The following is a 15,664-nucleotide window of genomic DNA, read 5'->3' as shown; positions in this document are numbered from 1 at the left end:
GGGCTGTGAGCCGGGTGATGACGTTTACGGTCTCGCTGGTGGCGGTCGTCGTCGCCGTCGTGGGGGGAACCGGCTACCTGGCCCGTGACCACGTTTCGGCCCGCCATTACGAGACCGTGCCACTGAGTGCTTCGCCGAACCGAGTCGCGGTGATCGGAGACTCCTACACCGCGGGGTTTGAAGGCACCGGTCGCGGCGCGGCGAACTGGACCGCGCGGGCCTGGCAGGCCCTGGCCGGGCGTGGGATCTACGTCAGCGCCGACGTGGCGGCCGAAGGCGGCGCCGGTTATGCCGTGCGCGGCAACCGCGGCGGACTTTTCGGGGATCTCACCGCCCGAGCCGTGCAGCCCGACGATGCGCTGGTGGTGTTCTTCGGCTCCCGCAACGACCAGGATGTCGAGCCGGGCGAGCTGACCCGGTTGATTGCCGACACCCTGGGCCTGGCCCGGCGGACCACCCCGTCGGCCCGGATGCTGGTGATCGGGCCGCCGTGGCCCACCGCCGACGTGCCCGGCAACGTGTGGCGCATCCGCGACATCCTCAGCGGCGAGGCGCGGGTCGTCGGGGCGGAGTTCGTTGATCCGCTGGCCGAGCGCTGGTTCGTCGGCCGGCCGGAGCTGATCGGTCCCGACGGTGTGCATCCCACCGACGCCGGGCACGCCTACATGGCGGACAAGATCGTGCCGCTGGTCGCCGGTCAGTTGCCCCGGCGGACCTGACCCGCCCCGGGCGGGGCCCGAGCCGTAGCAGAATCGGTGGATGGCTGCGATGCGGGTGCTGATCACCGGAGGAACCGGATTCGTCGGCGGCTGGACCGCGAAGGCGATCAGTGACGCTGGGCACCGGGTGCGCTTCCTGGTGCGCAAGCCCGACGGTTTGCACACCAGCGTCGAACGGCTCGGTGTCGACGTATCGGACCACGTCGTCGGCGACATCACCGACGCCGAGTCGGTGCGGCGCGCGCTGAAGGGCTGCGATGCCGTCGTGCATGCTGCCGCACTGGTCGCCACCGATCCGCGCCAGAACGCGCGGATGATGGCGACCAATTCCGAAGGCGCCCATAACGTGCTCGGCAGTGCGGTCGAACTGGGCCTGGACCCGATCATCCACGTCTCGAGCTTCACCGCGCTGTTCCGGGCCGGCCTGCATACCCTGCGTGCCGACCTACCGGTGGCGGGCGGTTCCGACGGGTACGGCCGGTCCAAGGCTCGCGAGGAGCGCTATGTGCGCGGCCTGCAGGATGCCGGCTCCCCGGTGAGCATCACCTATCCGGGCATGGTGCTCGGTCCGCCGGTCGGCGACCGGTTCGGTGAGGCCGGCGAGGGCGTACGGGCCGCGCTGCGGATGCGGGTGATCCCTGGCCGCAGCGCGGCATGGCTGATCGTCGACGTGCGCGACCTGGCGGCATTGCACGTCGCACTGCTGGAGCCCGGACACGGCCCGCGCCGCTACATGGCCGGTGGCCACCGGGTGCCCGCGCGGCAGCTGGCGAGCCTTTTCGCGACGGTGTCCGGCTCGGCCATGCTTGCCGCGCCGCTGCCCGATGTCGCGTTGCGCTGGGTCGGGCGTCTGATGGATCAGGCCGAACGGGTGCTACCGATCACCACGCCGCTCACCGCGGCGGGCATGCAGTACTACACCCAGATGCCGGTGTCCGATGATTCGCCGGCCGAACGCGACCTCGGCGTGGTGTTCCGCGATCCGCGGGAAACACTGGCCGACACGGTCGCGGCGATTCGGGCTTAGCCGCTTTCACCCGACGGCGTGCGCAGCGCCGGGCCCGGTTGGTCGCCGGGATCCGGTGGTGCGGAATCGGTCTCGGTAAGCCTTCGGTGAGATGCCGAGGTGATTGGCGAAAACCCGCCGCAGCGTCTCGGTGCTGCCGAAGCCGGCCAGGCGCGCCGTGTCTGTGACGCTGTGACCTGCGTCGAGCGCTCCTCGGGCGATGTCGATCCGGATCGTTTCGACGTAGCGGGCCGGGGTGATTCCCAGTTCCGCGTGAAACATTCGAGTGAGCTGACGCGTACTCACCGACGCCTGCGCGGCAAGGGCTTTCACGCTGTGTTCGGCACCGGGATCAGCCGCGATCGAATCGAGAACACCTCGTAGCGCCGACCCCGGTGGGGGATCGCTTTCCACCAGGACCGAGAACTGTGATTGCCCGCCGGCCCGTTTGAGGTACACCACCAGAGTGCGGGCGACTTGACGGGCCAGTTCGGTACCGTGATCCTGCTCGACCAGGGCCAGCGCCAAGTCGATGCCCGACGACACTCCCGCCGAGGTGAAGACGTCGCCGTCACGGACGAAGATCGCATCCGGTTCGACGTCGATGTCGGGGAACGCACGCGCCAGCCGCCCGGTGTGGCGCCAATGGGTGGTCGCACGACGACCGCTGAGCAGCCCGGCCCGGGCCAGGATGAACGCGCCGGTACACACCGACGCCAGTCGTCTGGTGCGGGTGGCGGCCCACTTCAGCGCGTCCACCAGGGCCGGATCGATTGGCCGCCCGACCAATTCGTCACCGCCCGCGACCATAACCGTATCGACGGACGCCAATGCCGAAATCCGGTCGTTGACCGAGAACGGGATCCCGATCGAGGTCCGCACCGCCTGACCGTCCACCGACGCGACTCTCAGTTGGTATTCCGCGCCGAACCTATTGGCTTCGGCGAACACCTCAGCCGGGCCCGCGACATCCAGGAGTTTCACGCCATCGAAGACGACGAGCACCACCGTCCTACTCACCGAAATCCCCTCACACGTGTGGGAAGTGGCGTCCGCCCCAGGTAGGTCTGGAGTCGAGGACATCGGCTTACCTCCACCAGATGAATACCAACTCCACCGGTCGCCCCGGTCATCGCAACAACCAAGCGCATCATCGACCTCCACTCAATGAAGGTCAGTCTGCTGCAACCGCGCTCCGGTCCCGAGGGTCATTTCCGCCGTGCATCCCACAGATAGCGACATGATCCCGGTTTCCGGTGTCATGGTTGTAGGTGTGTGAGCCCAGAACTTGCCTCCGGTAGGTGCTCGGCGTAGTCGCGTGCCGCCGTCGCATCACCGTGGCGAGATGTTGGGAGCTGGCGAATCCGCATCGATGAGCTATCTCGGTGACACTCAGCGACGAGGTCGCAAGCAGTTCACACGCTCGCGCGAAGCGGCGGTTCATCAGCCAGCGGCGGGGTGGCTCGCCGGTCGCGTCTCGAAAGAGTGCGGCAAGGCGTGGCACTGACAGGCACACTGACGCAGCGATCTCGCCGAGGTCAAGGGGGTCGGCGAGGTGCGCCTCGAGGTATTCGATAGTGAGGCGGAGACGCCAATCGGGGTAGCCGGTAATGAGTTTGGCGGCGAGAGTCCTCGAGCCGGAAACGCTCGAATGTCGTCGCAGCAGACCGGCGATCAGTTGCTGGCCCAAGGCAGCCAACATCGTCCGCGAAATCCGGTCGCCACAGCTCATCTCACGCAGAAGCTGCCGGAAGACGAACTCGACGAACGGATCGTGCGAACACATCGGGTCGATGAGGGTTACCGTCCGGCCGACGGCCAGCACGCCGCTGTCCACGGCCAGCTGCTCGACCAGGGCGTGCCGTACATAGACGTGCAGATAGGTGAACGGCTGGTCGGAGACGAACACTCCGCGCGGTTGCTCGCCGGCAACCACCATGTTCAGGTGAAATGGCGGGTGCGAACGGCTCCATTTCAGCCGGCCGTTACCGAAGTAGGTGTGGTGGTGGCGTCCGCTGATCGGCATCGCGATGACGTCGATGTTCCGATCTGCGCTGCGGCACAGTTCATAGGACGGTCTGTTGCAGAACCGCCAGATCGCTGCCGACAGTGACCCGTCCGATGTGGCGAGGCGGCGTTCCGGGGCAAAGCCCAATCGGTGCGCGATCGAGTCAGGAATGGATGTCGGAGGTGCCGTCACCCCAGCAGTGTCCGCTTCGGTGCGGCGCACAAACTGGGTCCGATGCGACATCTTTCCCACAACCGCCGACATCGCGACCCGGCATCGACGGCCGCCGCGACGCCGATGCGCGTCTGGTGTACATGGCGCGCGTCGCAGACACGCCTGGGCATCGCCGCTTTGGTAAGACCACGGGGCGGTCGCGGCGCTCGGTGCCGTGCCGACGTAACCCCGCTCAGCAGAGGAGAAGTCATGCAGTTGTTCTGTCAACCAGGCGCAACCACCGGGGGGCCCGTGGCCCGGATCCGGTTGTGCGTCGCCGCCGGCGCCGCCGCCGCAAGCGCGAGCGTCGTCGTATGCTCTCTACCTGCGAGCGGGATCGAGATAGCCCAGATTCGTCGGGATGTGGCGCTGACCGCCGGCCGGTACGGCGTCGAGGCTGCAGCCTTGGCCGACGTCACCGGCGCGGCGCCGGTTGCTCCCAGCGCAACGGGAGCCGACGCGTTCACGATCGGCGGATTCACCTTCGACCCGGTCAACGGTGACGCGGAGGGTTACGCCCTGATTCACCCGCTCACCAGCGCTCCGCCCCTGTTGTCTCTGGGTGGGGGATTCGCACTCGGCGGGCCCATGGCTGCTCAGGAATTCGAGGTGTTCGACCCAGCCGACGGCACCGCTCTGGGCAGCATCAATACCAGTGTGGTGGTCGCAAACCTGGCCGGTTTCACCAATACCCAGTTCACCGTCACGAGCGCGCCGCCGGCGACCGATGTGTCGCTACCGACGGTGGGATCGGTCTACGACGTGTTCAACCTTGGTGGCGGTTTCGCGAACGTCTACACCGCCATAGTGGGTGCCGACGATGGCCCGGACACGGTCACGGATACCTTCGTGACGCCGTTCGGGAATATCGATCTGACTCCGCTGTTCGGCGGTGTCGACGCTGCCGCGTTGCTGCAGCCCGGCGACGCCTTCGCCGAGCTGGAAGCCGGCGCGTCCGGCGGGGGCGAGGACGCCTTTGCGATCGGCGGGTTCACCTTCGACCCGTTCACCAAAACCGGCGGATCCATAACGGAGGGCTTCGCCCCCGTCGCAGCGCTGACCGGAGCCGCGCCGTTCCTGAACATCGGGGGCGCTTCGATCGGAGATGCCACGAACGGCGGAATCATCTTGGCTCCGCAGAGCTTCGACGTCTACAGCGGTTCCGGTGATGCGGCCACGCAGGTCGGCACCATCGCCACCTCCGAGCACGTGACGAGCCTGTTGGGGCTGACCAACACCCAGTTGGTTGTCACCAGCGCGACCGCGGTCGAGGGCGGCAGCACCGACGTCCTGCCGGCCGCCGGGACGGTGTATGACGCCTTCAATTTCGGTGGCGGCTTCACGAACATCTACACCGCCACCCCGGGAGGCGACGGCGTCGTCACCGACACCCTGATCACACCGTTCGGGAGCATGGACCTCAGCTCACTGTTCGGCGGTATCGATGTGGCGGGCCCGCTGAACCCCGGTGATGCGTTCACCGGATTCGCCGACACGGCCATCGGCAAGGATGCTTTCAGCATCGGCGACACCACCTTCGATCCGTTCACCGGGTCCGGTAACACCGCGACGGAGGGTTTCACCCCGGTATTCCAGACCATCGGTGCGCCGCCGCTGCTCAATATCGGCGGCGGTGTCGCCACCTTCCCCGGCACCTCGATCCTGCTACAGGTGGCACCGCAGAGCTTCCACGTCTACGACGGAACCGGAGCCGATGCCGAACAGCTCGGCAGTGTGCACACCGCAGAGACCGTGACTCAGCTGCTGGGCCTGACCAACACCGCGTTCACCGTCGACGGCGTCACCGCCGCCATCGGTGTGGGCACTGCGGACTTGCCCGCGATCGGCTCGGTGTACGACGTGCTCAACTTCGGCGGTGGTTTCGCCAATGTCTACACCGCAATCCCGGGTCTGGACGGCGCCGAGAGCACCATTACCGACGTCTTGGTGACGCCGTTGGGGAACGTGGACCTGAGTGCACTGTTCGGCGGCTTCGACGCCTCCGCGCTGATGGATCCAGGGGGCGCGTTCCTCGGTCTGGACATCTAGGCAGTCCGGTCCGTCGCCACGGCCCGGGTGGTAGGAACCTACCGCCCGGGCCGTGCGCCTTTTATTTGCAGCCCAGCGTCGCATTCTGTGGGAACCACGGCGCATCTGCCATGGCTGGATCGCCGGCTGGGCGACCAGAATCGGATGGAAGTGTTATGGAGAGGAGACCAGATGCCCGAGAACAGGCCGGACCGACGGGTTTTGATCACCGGCGCTTCCAAGGGAATCGGGCGGGCGGTCGCCGACCGCCTCGCCTCGCGCGGAGTTCAACCGATCGGGATCGCCCGCACCGCACCCGAGAGCTTTCCGGGTCCGTTCCATCCGGTGGACTTGGCCGACCGCGTAGCAACCGCGCACACACTGGATGAGATTCTCGCCGGCGGCACGGTCGACGCGGTGGTCAACAACGTGGGCTTCGCGCACTTCGGCCGACTCGGGTCGATCGACCTCGATCACCTGTTTGAGACCTACGACCTCAACGTGCGCACGGCGGTGCAGGTGGTTCAGGCGGTACTGCCGGGCATGATCGACCGCGGATGGGGCCGCATCGTCAACGTCACAAGCCTGACCACGCTGGGCACCCCGGAGCGGACACCGTACGCGGCGGCGAAGGCGGCGCTGGAAACCTGCACCCGGATCTGGGCGCGGGAACTCGCCGAGACGGGAATCACCGTGAACGCGGTGGCGCCCGGCCCCACGGAGACCGAGATGTACCGGGAGCGCAGCCCGGTCGGCTCGGAGCGGGAAAAGGCATTCCTGCAGAACATTCCGATGCGTCGCGTCGGAAAGCCGGCGGAGATCGCACATGCGATCTGCATCCTGTTGGACGAGGACGCCGGGTACATCACCGGGCAGATCATCCGGGCGGACGGCGGCGGAAGTGTCGCCGGCTAAGCACACGCAGCGAAAACGAAAGGGAGTGGTACCAATGACCAAAGCACTGGAAACCGTTGCAGGAGTGTTGATCCCCGACACCGCGCTGGTGCGGGAGGCCACCGAGTTCATCCGCGACGTCGAGGACGATCTGCTGTATCACCATTCACGCCGGGTGTTCTTCTTCGGCGCGCTACAGGGGCAGCGTCGCGGGCTGGTTCCCGACCTGGAACTGCTCTACGTGGGGGCTATGTTTCACGATCTGGGCCTGACCGAGCCGCGCCGCAGCACCTCGGCCCTGCGTTTCGAGGTCGACGGCGCGAACGCGGCACGGGATTTCCTGCTGGAGCGCGGTGTCGACCAAGCCGATGCCCGCAAGGTGTGGTTGAGCATCGCTTTGCACACCACCCCGGGCGTATCGGAGTTCCTCGACCCGGAGATCGCGCTGGTCACTGCCGGCGTCGAGACCGATGTGCAGGGCATCGGCCGTGACGATCTCCCCGCCGATCAGCTTGCCGCGGTGACCGCCGCGCACCCGCGGCCCGACTTCAAACGCCGTATCCTGCATGCCTTCACCGAAGGCGTCAGGCACCGCCCGGACAGCACATTCGGCACGGTGAACGCCGATGTGCTCGCCCACTACGACCCGTCGTTCGTCCGTGGCGACTTCGTCGAGATGATCCTAGCCAACAGCTGGCCGGAGTAATCCTCAGGCGTCTTTGCTGATCAGCTTGCCCAGCGCCACCCGATCCGGTGCCAGCAGTTCGTCGATGCGCGGCTGGTTCACATCGGCGACGATGATCTCGCCGACCTCCTGGTTCACGCTGCTGAAGATGCCGTGCTCCTTCATCTTCTCGGTCTGGTACAGGTTGTCCTGGGTGGGCGTGACGTAGTGCACTGCGGCAGCTTTGAATCGGTGGATCAGCCACAGGTGGGTCAGATCCATCAGGCGCTTCTGCCGCAGCTTCTCCGAGAAGGTGTTCTGGTCCCGCACGGTCAGGATGCTGCGGCCGTGCCGGTCCTTGATCGGGTCGACGATCACGTTGGCCAGCTTCTCCTCGCCGTCGCCGTAGATCCCGAGTTCGAGCACATCGGAGCCGGGCCGGGTCGGGCGTAGCTGCGCCCGCAGCTTCTCGCCGAGCTGATAGTGCTCACTCCACAACGCCAGCCAGTCCTCCAGCAGCTTCTTGGGCACCTCGGTCTGCACCAGGTGCTGATGCTGGGTGGAGCCGGCGCCCATCGCCTTGGTGGTGGCGGTGCGGCCGGACGACGCGGCCAGCGCCGCATCGCTGCGCGGCCCGCCGACCAGGGTCTGCGGTGTCCGGTAGGGCGACTCGACGAGCCGCATCTTGCGCTGCAGGCGGGCCAGCGCCAGCATGCCGTCCTGCAGCAGGGTTGCCGCGAACTCCTCGGAAGCCACGCCGTCTACCTGGTGTCCGCCGTAGGTGATGAAGTTGAAGACGAAGCCCAGCTTGCCGATCTCGGCGGGGAAGGCCCGCATCTGGTCGTCGGTCATGCCGGTGGTGTCCCAGTTGAACGAGGGGGACAGGTTGTAGGCCAGCATCTGGTCGGGGTACACCGCGTGGATGGCCTCGGCGAACTCCCGGGCCTCGGCCAGGTCGGCGGTCTTGGTCTCCATCCACAGGATGTCGGCGAACGGGGCGGCGGCCAGCGACTTGGCGATCGCATACGGGATGCCGCCGCGCACCTGGAAGTAGCCCTCAGGGGTTTTCGCCCGGTCGCAGTCCCAGCCCGGGTCGGCATTCAACTCCGCGGCCTTGGCCCGCGCGGTGTAAAACGGTGCGGTGGCGGCGAATTCCCGCCACTGCGCAGCGGTCATCTCCTTCGGTTCGCCCTCGCGCTCGGCGAAGTCCAGCATCTCGGCGACGGCATCGCCGAACGTCATCAGCCCGGCATCGTTCTGCCAAGCCTCCACGAACGCCGACTCGATCTCATCGAAGACGGCGTCCACCGATTGCCGTCCGTCACTGCGCCAGCCCTGCGCGGCCTTGGTGATCAGCGCGGTGATGCCCTGGCGTTCCAGCCAGGCGTCGGCCTCGGCGTACTCGCCCTCCGGCAGGGCGTAGAGCAGGTGGCCGTTGATCTCGGTGATGCCCGAGGAGTGGAAACGTCGGGTCATCGCCAGGAAACAGGCTTTATAAGAAGGGATCTTCAGGTTCGTGGTGCCCAGGATGAACGGCTGATCGCGCTCGTCGGAGCGACTCTCGACGAGGTTGGCCGCCTCGGCGTCGGTGCGCGCCACGATGATGCCGGGGACACCCATCATGTCCAACTGGAACCGGGCGGTGTTCAGGCGCTTGATCTGCTCGTCCGAGGGCACCAGCACCTTGCCGCCCTGATGCCCGCACTTTTTGGTGCCGGGGCGCTGGTCTTCGATGTGGTAGCCGGGGACACCGGCTTCCACGAAGCGCCGGATCAGGTTGCGCACGTGCGGATCACCGCCGTGCCCGGTGTCGGCGTCGGCGATGATGAACGGCCGGTAGTCCACGGCCGGGGTTGCGGCACGCTGCTCGTCGGTCATTCGCAAACGCATGTACTGCTGGTTTCGGTCAGCGGTGAGCAGCGCCCGCACCAGCCCGGCTGCCTCGTCGGGCACCTGACTCAGCGGGTAGCTGGCCAGGTCCGGGCCCGGGTCTTCGGAGATGGACCCCTTGGCCGACGTCGCCCAGCCGCCCAGATAGATGCCCTCGATGCCGACCCGCTTCATCACCACCGCCTGGCCCGGCGAGTACGGCCCGAATGTGGTGATGCTCTTCTTTGCGGCGAACAGCTCACGCAGCCGGGCGTAGAAAGCGGTCGCCGCCTCACGGGCCACCGGGTAGTCGGCCGGGATGGTGCCACGCTGCTCGACGACCTGGCGGGCGGTGTAGAGGCGGGTGATGCCTTCGAAACGCGGGCTGTCGAAGTATTGCTGTGTCGCCACGATATCGGCGTCGACATCTGGTTGGACCGGTGCGCTCGCCGCCGTGGTCGTTTCGATGGTCGTCATGGAATTACGCTCCTGTTCGCGCCGGTTCGTGCGGCGGTTCCAGCTTCGGCTCTCCTTCGTCGAGCCTCGCTGGACCGCCGGGTTCGCACGTGTTACTCCCCAGTATTGTGCCGTCGCTGGCTGTGGGATAGCGCAGTTTCGCCATACATCTTCCGTACGCCGCGGACGATGCCCCGGAACTTGCGTGAAGCAGGTGGATTCGCCTGCGTTCGTGGCTATGGTTAACAGTTATGACGGCCCGGTCAGACCGTTGGGACAGCCCCTCGGGTCAGCCGCCGCAGCGCATCGCTTCGGTGGACCGACCGGTCGGCCGCTGGGGGGCCCGACGGATGAGCCGGCGCTTCGCCGGTGTCGGCGTCCAGATCCCGGCCGCCCGCCTGCGTGAGATGGCGGCCGGGATGCCGCTGGCATCGGCGGAGTCGATCGACTACATGTTCGCGCTCGCCGCGACCGCGGTGAAACGCGAGCAGCGGCTGGCCCGGGCCCAGCGCAACCGGCGCCGCCTGGTGCACGCGCTCATCGTGGCCGGGCTGATGCTCGCCGCGTTGAATCTGCTGATCTGCATGGGTTACGTCTTCGTCAGCCTGGCGCTGCACGAATCGTCGATGTGATCTCACTGGTCAGGCCGGTCGGAGCTTCTGTCGCAGGCCATGCCGACAAGTGAGGTAGTCTAACGACCGTCGCGGTGACGGAACTCGGGTTCCGCATGGGTGGGGGAGTTGATCTTCTCGGCTGAGTCGGTCCGTCCCGCGTCCGGGCCAGACGAAAGAGCGGAGGCGCACGCCGGGTGTTTCGAGTGTTGAGGCGGTTCTGGATTCCTCTGCTGCTGGTGGTCGTCGTCGCGCTGGGCGGGTATGCCATTGTCCGCATTCGCGCGACCCTGGGCCACCAAGGCCCGAACTTGGCGGAGGGTTCCGCAATCACCGAGAACTTCAATCCGAAGCACATCACCTACGAGGTCACCGGGACGGGCGGGACCGCGAACCTGAACTACCTTGACGAGAACGGCCAACCCAATCTGATCGAAAACGCCTCACTGCCTTGGTCGTTCACGATCGTGACGACGCTACCGTCGATGTCGGCCAACATCATCGCTCAAGGTGATCGCCATGTCAGTGACCTTCGGTGCCGGGTGACGGTCGACGACAAGGTGCGCGACGACCGGACCAGCACCGACACCGTCAAACCGTTCATCTACTGCCTGGTGAAGTCGGTATGAGCGACCACGGCGCGGCGCCGCATCGCCCGCACCGACCCTTCTTAGGCCGGATGGTTCGGATCTTCTCGGTGCCGATCATCCTGTTCTGGGTGCTCGTCGCGGTCGTGCTGGGCACCGTGGTCCCGTCACTGGGCAAGGTCGCTGCCACCCGGTCGGTCCCGATCAGCCCCACGGGTGCACCGTCGTACGTGGCGATGCTCAACATCGGCAAGGTATTCCAGCAGTACGATTCGGACTCCACGGCGATGGTCGTGCTGGAGTCTGAGGACCATCTCGGCGATGCCGCGCACAAGTTCTACGACGAGATCGTCGCCAAGCTCGAAGCTGACCGCAAGCACGTGCAGAACGTTCAGGACTTCTGGAGCGATCCGCTGACCGCGGCGGGCTCACAGAGTGTGGACGGTAAGTCCGCCTACGTGCAGATCTTCCTCGACGGCTCGCAGGGCACCACCGAAAGCCACGAGTCGGTCGCCGCCGTACGTGACATCGTCGCCTCGGTCGACCCGCCGCCGGGTATCAAGGCCCACGTCGCGGGCAACACCGTCCTCAATGCCGACACCAGCGTCGCCGGGCATCAAAGTATGTCGAGGCTGGAGTTGGTGTCTGTCGCCATCATCATCGTGATGCTGCTGACCATCTACCGCTCGGTGATCACGATGCTGGTGTCGATGTTTGTCATCGGGCTGGGATTGTTTGCCGCGATGGGTGTTACGGCCGCGGCCGGCAACGTGAACATCGTCGGCCTGACCCCGTATGCGGTGAGCATGGTGACGATGTTGTCCATTGCCGCGATAACCGATTACCTGATCTTTCTCCTTGGCCGGTATCACGAGGAGAGAGCGAACGGCCTTGAGCGCGATGACGCGTTCTATGTCGCCTACAGCGGCGTCTCGCACGTCATCCTGGGGTCCGGGCTGACCATTGTCGGCGCCTTGATGTGCCTCGGCATGACGACGTTGCCCTACTTCCAGACCATGGGGCCGCCCTGCGCGATCGCGATTCTGGTGGTCATCGCCGCAGCACTGACGCTGGCGCCGGCGGTGCTCACCGTGGCATCGAGGTTCGGACTGCTCGACCCCAGACAGAATCTCTCGACGCGCAACTGGCGCAAGGTCGGAACCAGCACGGTTCGCTGGCCCATTCCGATCATCCTGCTGACCGGCATGGTCGCCGTCGTAGGTTTCGTCAGCCTGTTGACCTATGTGCCGCAGTACAACGACCAGAAATTCACTCCCGCCGATATGCCCGCCAACCTGGCCATGGCCGTCGCGGACCGGCATTTCTCCCAGGCTCGGATGAACCCCGAACTGTTGATGCTCGAGACCGATCATGACCTGCGTACGCCGTCGGACATGTTGGTGATCGAAAAGGTCGCCAAGCACGTCTTCCGGATGCGGGGCATCGACCGGGTGCAGACCATCACCCGCCCACTGGGCTCACCGATCGAGCACAGCTCCATCCCGTTCCTGCTCGGCGCGCAGAATGCCGGCACGCTGCAGGCCGCGAAGTTCAACAACGACAACGCGGCGCAACTGCTCGAACAGGCCGACGAGATGGCAAAGACCGCCGCCAGCCTGGAACGCATGTACACGATCATGAGGGAGACCAGCGAAACCACCCACAGCATGGCGGGCAAGACGCACGTGATGGCCGATACCACCGCTGAATTGCGGGATAACATCGCCGATTTCGATGATTTCTTCCGGGTGTTTCGCAACTACTTCTACTGGGAGCCGCACTGCTACGACATCCCGATCTGTTGGTCGCTCCGGTCGATCTTCGACACCATGGACGGTATTGACCAACTCGCGGAACAGATCCAGAGTCTCACCATCGACATCGACCGCCTGGACGAGTTGATGCCGCAGATGCTGCCGGTGCTGCGGGAGAACATCGACTCGATGAACAAGATGCACGACATGATGATCGCGACTCACAGCACCATGGCCGGCACTCAGGCCCAACAACAGGAACTGGCCAAGGGCGCCACCGAGATCGGGCTGTACTTCGATCAGGCCAAGAGCGATGACTTCTTCTATCTGCCGCCGGATGTGTTCGACAATCCCGACTTCAAGCGTGGCATCAAGATGTTCATGTCGCCGGATCACAAGTCGGTCCGAATGATCATCACCCACCAGGGCGACCCCGCCTCGGTGGAGGGCATCGCACACGTCCGGGACCTCAAAGATGTCGTCGCGGACGCCCTCAAGGGCACCCCGCTGGCCAGCGCGAAAGTCTCGATCGCCGGTACCGCATCGCTGTACGCCGACATGCAGGACGGTGTCGTGATCGACCTGATGATCGTGCTCATCGCGTCGCTGATCCTGATCTTCGCGATCATGCTGGTCATCACCCGCAGCGTGGTGGCCGCCGTCGTGATCGTCGGCACGGTCGCTGCGTCGCTGGGCATCGCGTGTGGGATATCGGTGTTGCTCTGGCAGGACATCCTGGGCCTGGGCGTGCAGTGGATCGTGATCCCGTTGTCGATGGTGATCCTGCTGGCAGTGGGTTCGGACTACAACCTGCTGCTGGTGTCGCGACTCAGAGAAGAGATACACGCCGGGCTCAACACCGGCATCATCCGAGGCGTGGGGGCCACCGGACGCGTCGTCACCGCAGCCGGCCTGGTGTTCGCTTTCACCATGATGGCGATGATCGTCAGTGACCTGCGCGTGGTCGGTCAGCTCGGTACGACTATCGGTATCGGCCTGATCATCGACACGTTGATGGTGCGGGCGTTCATGACGCCATCGATTGCTGCGGCGTTGGGTCGTTGGTTCTGGTGGCCGCTCAACACCTTTGAGATCGCCAGGCATGGCTCTAGCGGACCCGAACCGAGGCCGGCGGAGCGCGGAGATGACACCGCGCCCATACCGACAACAACTGCGTGAGTATCGCGAACCGATCATGAAAGCTGGTGATGGAGGTGTCGGTCGCCGGGTCGGCCCATAGGTCAGTCACGAGATCGCACCTGCGCCGACGCACCGACGGTCGGCTCGATCGCTCGCGTGACTCGGCGATTCTCGATGCCGCGCTGGCCGCGTTGACGGAGAACGGTTATGGCGGCACGAACATGAACGACGTCGCGACCCGAGCCGGAGTGGGCAAGGCCGCGATATACCGCCGCTGGTCGTCGAAAGCTGCGTTGATCACCGATGCGCTGGTGTACTGGCGGCCCGACCTCATCGACGATGATGCCCCGGATACCGGCAGCCTCGCCGGTGATTTCGACGCGCTGGTCGACCGTGTGGCGCGCAACGACAGTGAGCGGATCCCCAACGATCTGATCCTGCGGGTGGCGATGGAGGCGATGCATGATCGACACCTCACCGCAGCCCTCGACGACTTGATGATCCTCAAGGGCAGGCGCATGGTGACGGCCATCCTGCAACAGGCGGTGGCGCGCGGCGAGCTCGCGCACGATCGGGATTGGTCGCTGATCGCCGACGCCTTGACGGGAATGGGCCTGATGCGGGCCATCAACGGTCAGAGCGTCGACGCGAAGTTCATCCGGAGCGTCATCGACACGCTCATCCTGCCTGCTGTCTGCGCGGCGAACACCCCGCATGGCGGGAGCGCGGAGTAGCGGGTTCGCCGGTGCATCAGCCGATCTGGGCCAACCTGGGTGCCAACTCGTCGCCGAGTCGGCGTACGAAGCCGATCGGGTCGGGGTTGCCCGGGAGCGGTCCGGTGTGGACGAGGTCGAAACCCAAGCCGGCGCAGTAGTCCACGGTCCGCAGATAGTCGTCGAGATCGGTGAACGGGTCGGCGAACAGTCCGACGGTCTTGCGGATCTCAGCCGGGTCGCGGCCGATTTCATCGCAGTGGCGTCGCAGCACATCGATCTTGCGGCTCAGATCGTCGGGCCGCAGCACCGTGCCGTTGCGGTTCCATATGTCGGCATAGCGGGCGGCCAGTCGCAGCGTCTTCTTCTCGCCGCCACCGCCGATCAGAACCGGTGGCTGCGTTGTCGGCCGCGGCTCGCAGATGGTCTCGGCCAGCTGGTAGTGCTTGCCGCGGTACGGTCCGTCGTTCGCACTCCACATCTGCTTGCAGATCTGCAGCGTCTCTTCCACCATCTCGAATCGGTCGCTCAGTGGCGGAAGCGGCACACCGAGACCGGCGTGTTCGCGCTCGTACCAGCCGGTCCCGAGACCGAAGATGAAGCGGCCGCCCGACAAAACATCCAATGTGGCAGCGGTTTTGGCCAGTACGCCGGGGTGGCGATAGGTGACCCCGGTCACCAGCACACCGAGTGGGATGCTGCGGGTCTGACCGGCGACAAAGGCCAGTGCGGTGTAGCACTCCAGAAAGGGATCCTGGGCGCGGCCGAGTTGTTCCATCTGAAAGAAGTGGTCCTGCATGGTGAACATCGCTGCGCCGGCTTCTTCGGCCGCGGCGGCGGCTCCGGCCAGCACCGGTCCGAGCCGGGCCGGGTCACCGGGCTGAAAATCGACGAAATGTATGCCTAACTCCATCGTGGTGGGCGTCCTTTGCGGTCACGGGGAAAAAGCGGGAAGCGACAGGCCGCGTCTGCGCAACCCATCGTTTAGCTGCAACCACGCCG

General features: G+C 65.7%; 13 protein-coding genes. 9 read left to right on the top strand and 4 right to left on the bottom strand.

The window, feature by feature from the left end:
- The first annotated feature begins 5 nt into the window (after positions 1–5).
- Entirely contained in the window at positions 6–719 is a 714-nt protein-coding gene (locus tag G6N23_RS10435; protein WP_085259391.1) for an Rv0518 family GDSL lipase, read from the top strand.
- 49 nt (positions 720–768) lie between these two features.
- Positions 769–1,746 carry an NAD-dependent epimerase/dehydratase family protein gene (locus tag G6N23_RS10430; protein ID WP_085259492.1) on the top strand — a complete coding sequence of 326 codons (978 nt, stop codon included), beginning with the start codon at positions 769–771 and terminating at the stop codon, positions 1,744–1,746.
- Positions 1,747–1,752: 6 nt separating this feature from the next.
- Here G6N23_RS10430 and G6N23_RS10425 read toward each other — a convergent pair whose 3' ends face one another.
- A complete protein-coding gene (locus tag G6N23_RS10425; protein ID WP_085259390.1) occupies positions 1,753–2,745 on the bottom strand; it encodes a GlxA family transcriptional regulator in 993 nt (330 codons plus the stop codon).
- 154 nt (positions 2,746–2,899) lie between these two features.
- Entirely contained in the window at positions 2,900–3,997 is a 1,098-nt protein-coding gene (locus G6N23_RS10420) for an AraC family transcriptional regulator (RefSeq protein ID WP_235687142.1), read from the bottom strand.
- A gap of 312 nt (positions 3,998–4,309) precedes the next feature.
- Between G6N23_RS10420 and G6N23_RS10415 the strand changes: the two genes are divergently transcribed.
- From G6N23_RS10415 to G6N23_RS10405, 3 genes are all read left to right on the top strand, one after another.
- The gene (locus tag G6N23_RS10415) at positions 4,310–5,995 is read left to right on the top strand and encodes a hypothetical protein (RefSeq protein ID WP_085259389.1); all 1,686 of its coding nucleotides are present in this window, start codon (positions 4,310–4,312) and stop codon (positions 5,993–5,995) included.
- Between the two features lie 171 nt (positions 5,996–6,166).
- Positions 6,167–6,889, top strand: coding sequence for an SDR family oxidoreductase (locus tag G6N23_RS10410; RefSeq protein ID WP_085259388.1), 723 nt, complete (start codon positions 6,167–6,169; stop codon positions 6,887–6,889).
- Between the two features lie 46 nt (positions 6,890–6,935).
- On the top strand, positions 6,936–7,574 hold the full coding sequence (locus G6N23_RS10405) for an HD domain-containing protein (RefSeq protein WP_173675069.1): 639 nt from the start codon (positions 6,936–6,938) through the stop codon (positions 7,572–7,574).
- 3 nt (positions 7,575–7,577) lie between these two features.
- Here the strand turns inward: G6N23_RS10405 and aceA are convergent, their stop codons facing one another.
- Positions 7,578–9,878: an isocitrate lyase ICL2 gene (aceA, locus tag G6N23_RS10400; RefSeq protein ID WP_085259386.1), complete on the bottom strand. Its 2,301-nt coding sequence runs from the start codon at positions 9,876–9,878 to the stop codon at positions 7,578–7,580.
- 230 nt (positions 9,879–10,108) lie between these two features.
- On the opposite strand from aceA, the gene G6N23_RS10395 reads away from it, so the two are divergent.
- From G6N23_RS10395 to G6N23_RS10380, 4 genes are all read left to right on the top strand, one after another.
- A complete protein-coding gene (locus tag G6N23_RS10395; protein ID WP_234808480.1) occupies positions 10,109–10,489 on the top strand; it encodes a hypothetical protein in 381 nt (126 codons plus the stop codon).
- Positions 10,490–10,674: 185 nt separating this feature from the next.
- Positions 10,675–11,097 (top strand): MmpS family transport accessory protein, encoded by a 423-nt coding sequence (locus G6N23_RS10390; RefSeq protein WP_370491481.1) that lies wholly within the window; start codon positions 10,675–10,677, stop codon positions 11,095–11,097.
- On the top strand, positions 11,094–13,988 hold the full coding sequence (locus G6N23_RS10385; RefSeq protein ID WP_085259383.1) for an MMPL/RND family transporter: 2,895 nt from the start codon (positions 11,094–11,096) through the stop codon (positions 13,986–13,988). Before G6N23_RS10390 ends, G6N23_RS10385 begins: the two co-directional genes overlap by 4 nt.
- A gap of 29 nt (positions 13,989–14,017) precedes the next feature.
- Positions 14,018–14,683, top strand: coding sequence for a TetR/AcrR family transcriptional regulator (locus tag G6N23_RS10380; protein ID WP_085259382.1), 666 nt, complete (start codon positions 14,018–14,020; stop codon positions 14,681–14,683).
- 16 nt (positions 14,684–14,699) lie between these two features.
- On the opposite strand, the gene G6N23_RS10375 is transcribed toward G6N23_RS10380, so the two are convergent.
- Positions 14,700–15,575, bottom strand: coding sequence for an LLM class F420-dependent oxidoreductase (locus G6N23_RS10375; RefSeq protein WP_085259381.1), 876 nt, complete (start codon positions 15,573–15,575; stop codon positions 14,700–14,702).
- Positions 15,576–15,664: the final 89 nt, after the last annotated feature.

The organism is Mycolicibacter terrae (genome assembly GCF_010727125.1).
GTDB lineage: Bacteria > Actinomycetota > Actinomycetes > Mycobacteriales > Mycobacteriaceae > Mycobacterium > Mycobacterium terrae.
This window is presented reverse-complemented; position numbering and strand designations above follow the sequence as displayed.

What these genes read in the sequence shown, in the direction of transcription:
- G6N23_RS10380 (WP_085259382.1), top strand. Translation starts at nt 14,018, where the DNA reads ATGGAGGTGTCGGTCGCCGGGTCGGCCCATAGGTCAGTCACGAGATCG.
- G6N23_RS10385 (WP_085259383.1), top strand. Translation starts at nt 11,094, where the DNA reads ATGAGCGACCACGGCGCGGCGCCGCATCGCCCGCACCGACCCTTCTTA.
- G6N23_RS10395 (WP_234808480.1), top strand. Translation starts at nt 10,109, where the DNA reads ATGACGGCCCGGTCAGACCGTTGGGACAGCCCCTCGGGTCAGCCGCCG.
- G6N23_RS10430 (WP_085259492.1), top strand. Translation starts at nt 769, where the DNA reads ATGCGGGTGCTGATCACCGGAGGAACCGGATTCGTCGGCGGCTGGACC.
- aceA (WP_085259386.1), bottom strand. Translation starts at nt 9,878, where the DNA reads ATGACGACCATCGAAACGACCACGGCGGCGAGCGCACCGGTCCAACCA.
- G6N23_RS10420 (WP_235687142.1), bottom strand. Translation starts at nt 3,997, where the DNA reads ATGTCGGCGGTTGTGGGAAAGATGTCGCATCGGACCCAGTTTGTGCGC.
- G6N23_RS10375 (WP_085259381.1), bottom strand. Translation starts at nt 15,575, where the DNA reads ATGGAGTTAGGCATACATTTCGTCGATTTTCAGCCCGGTGACCCGGCC.
- G6N23_RS10410 (WP_085259388.1), top strand. Translation starts at nt 6,167, where the DNA reads ATGCCCGAGAACAGGCCGGACCGACGGGTTTTGATCACCGGCGCTTCC.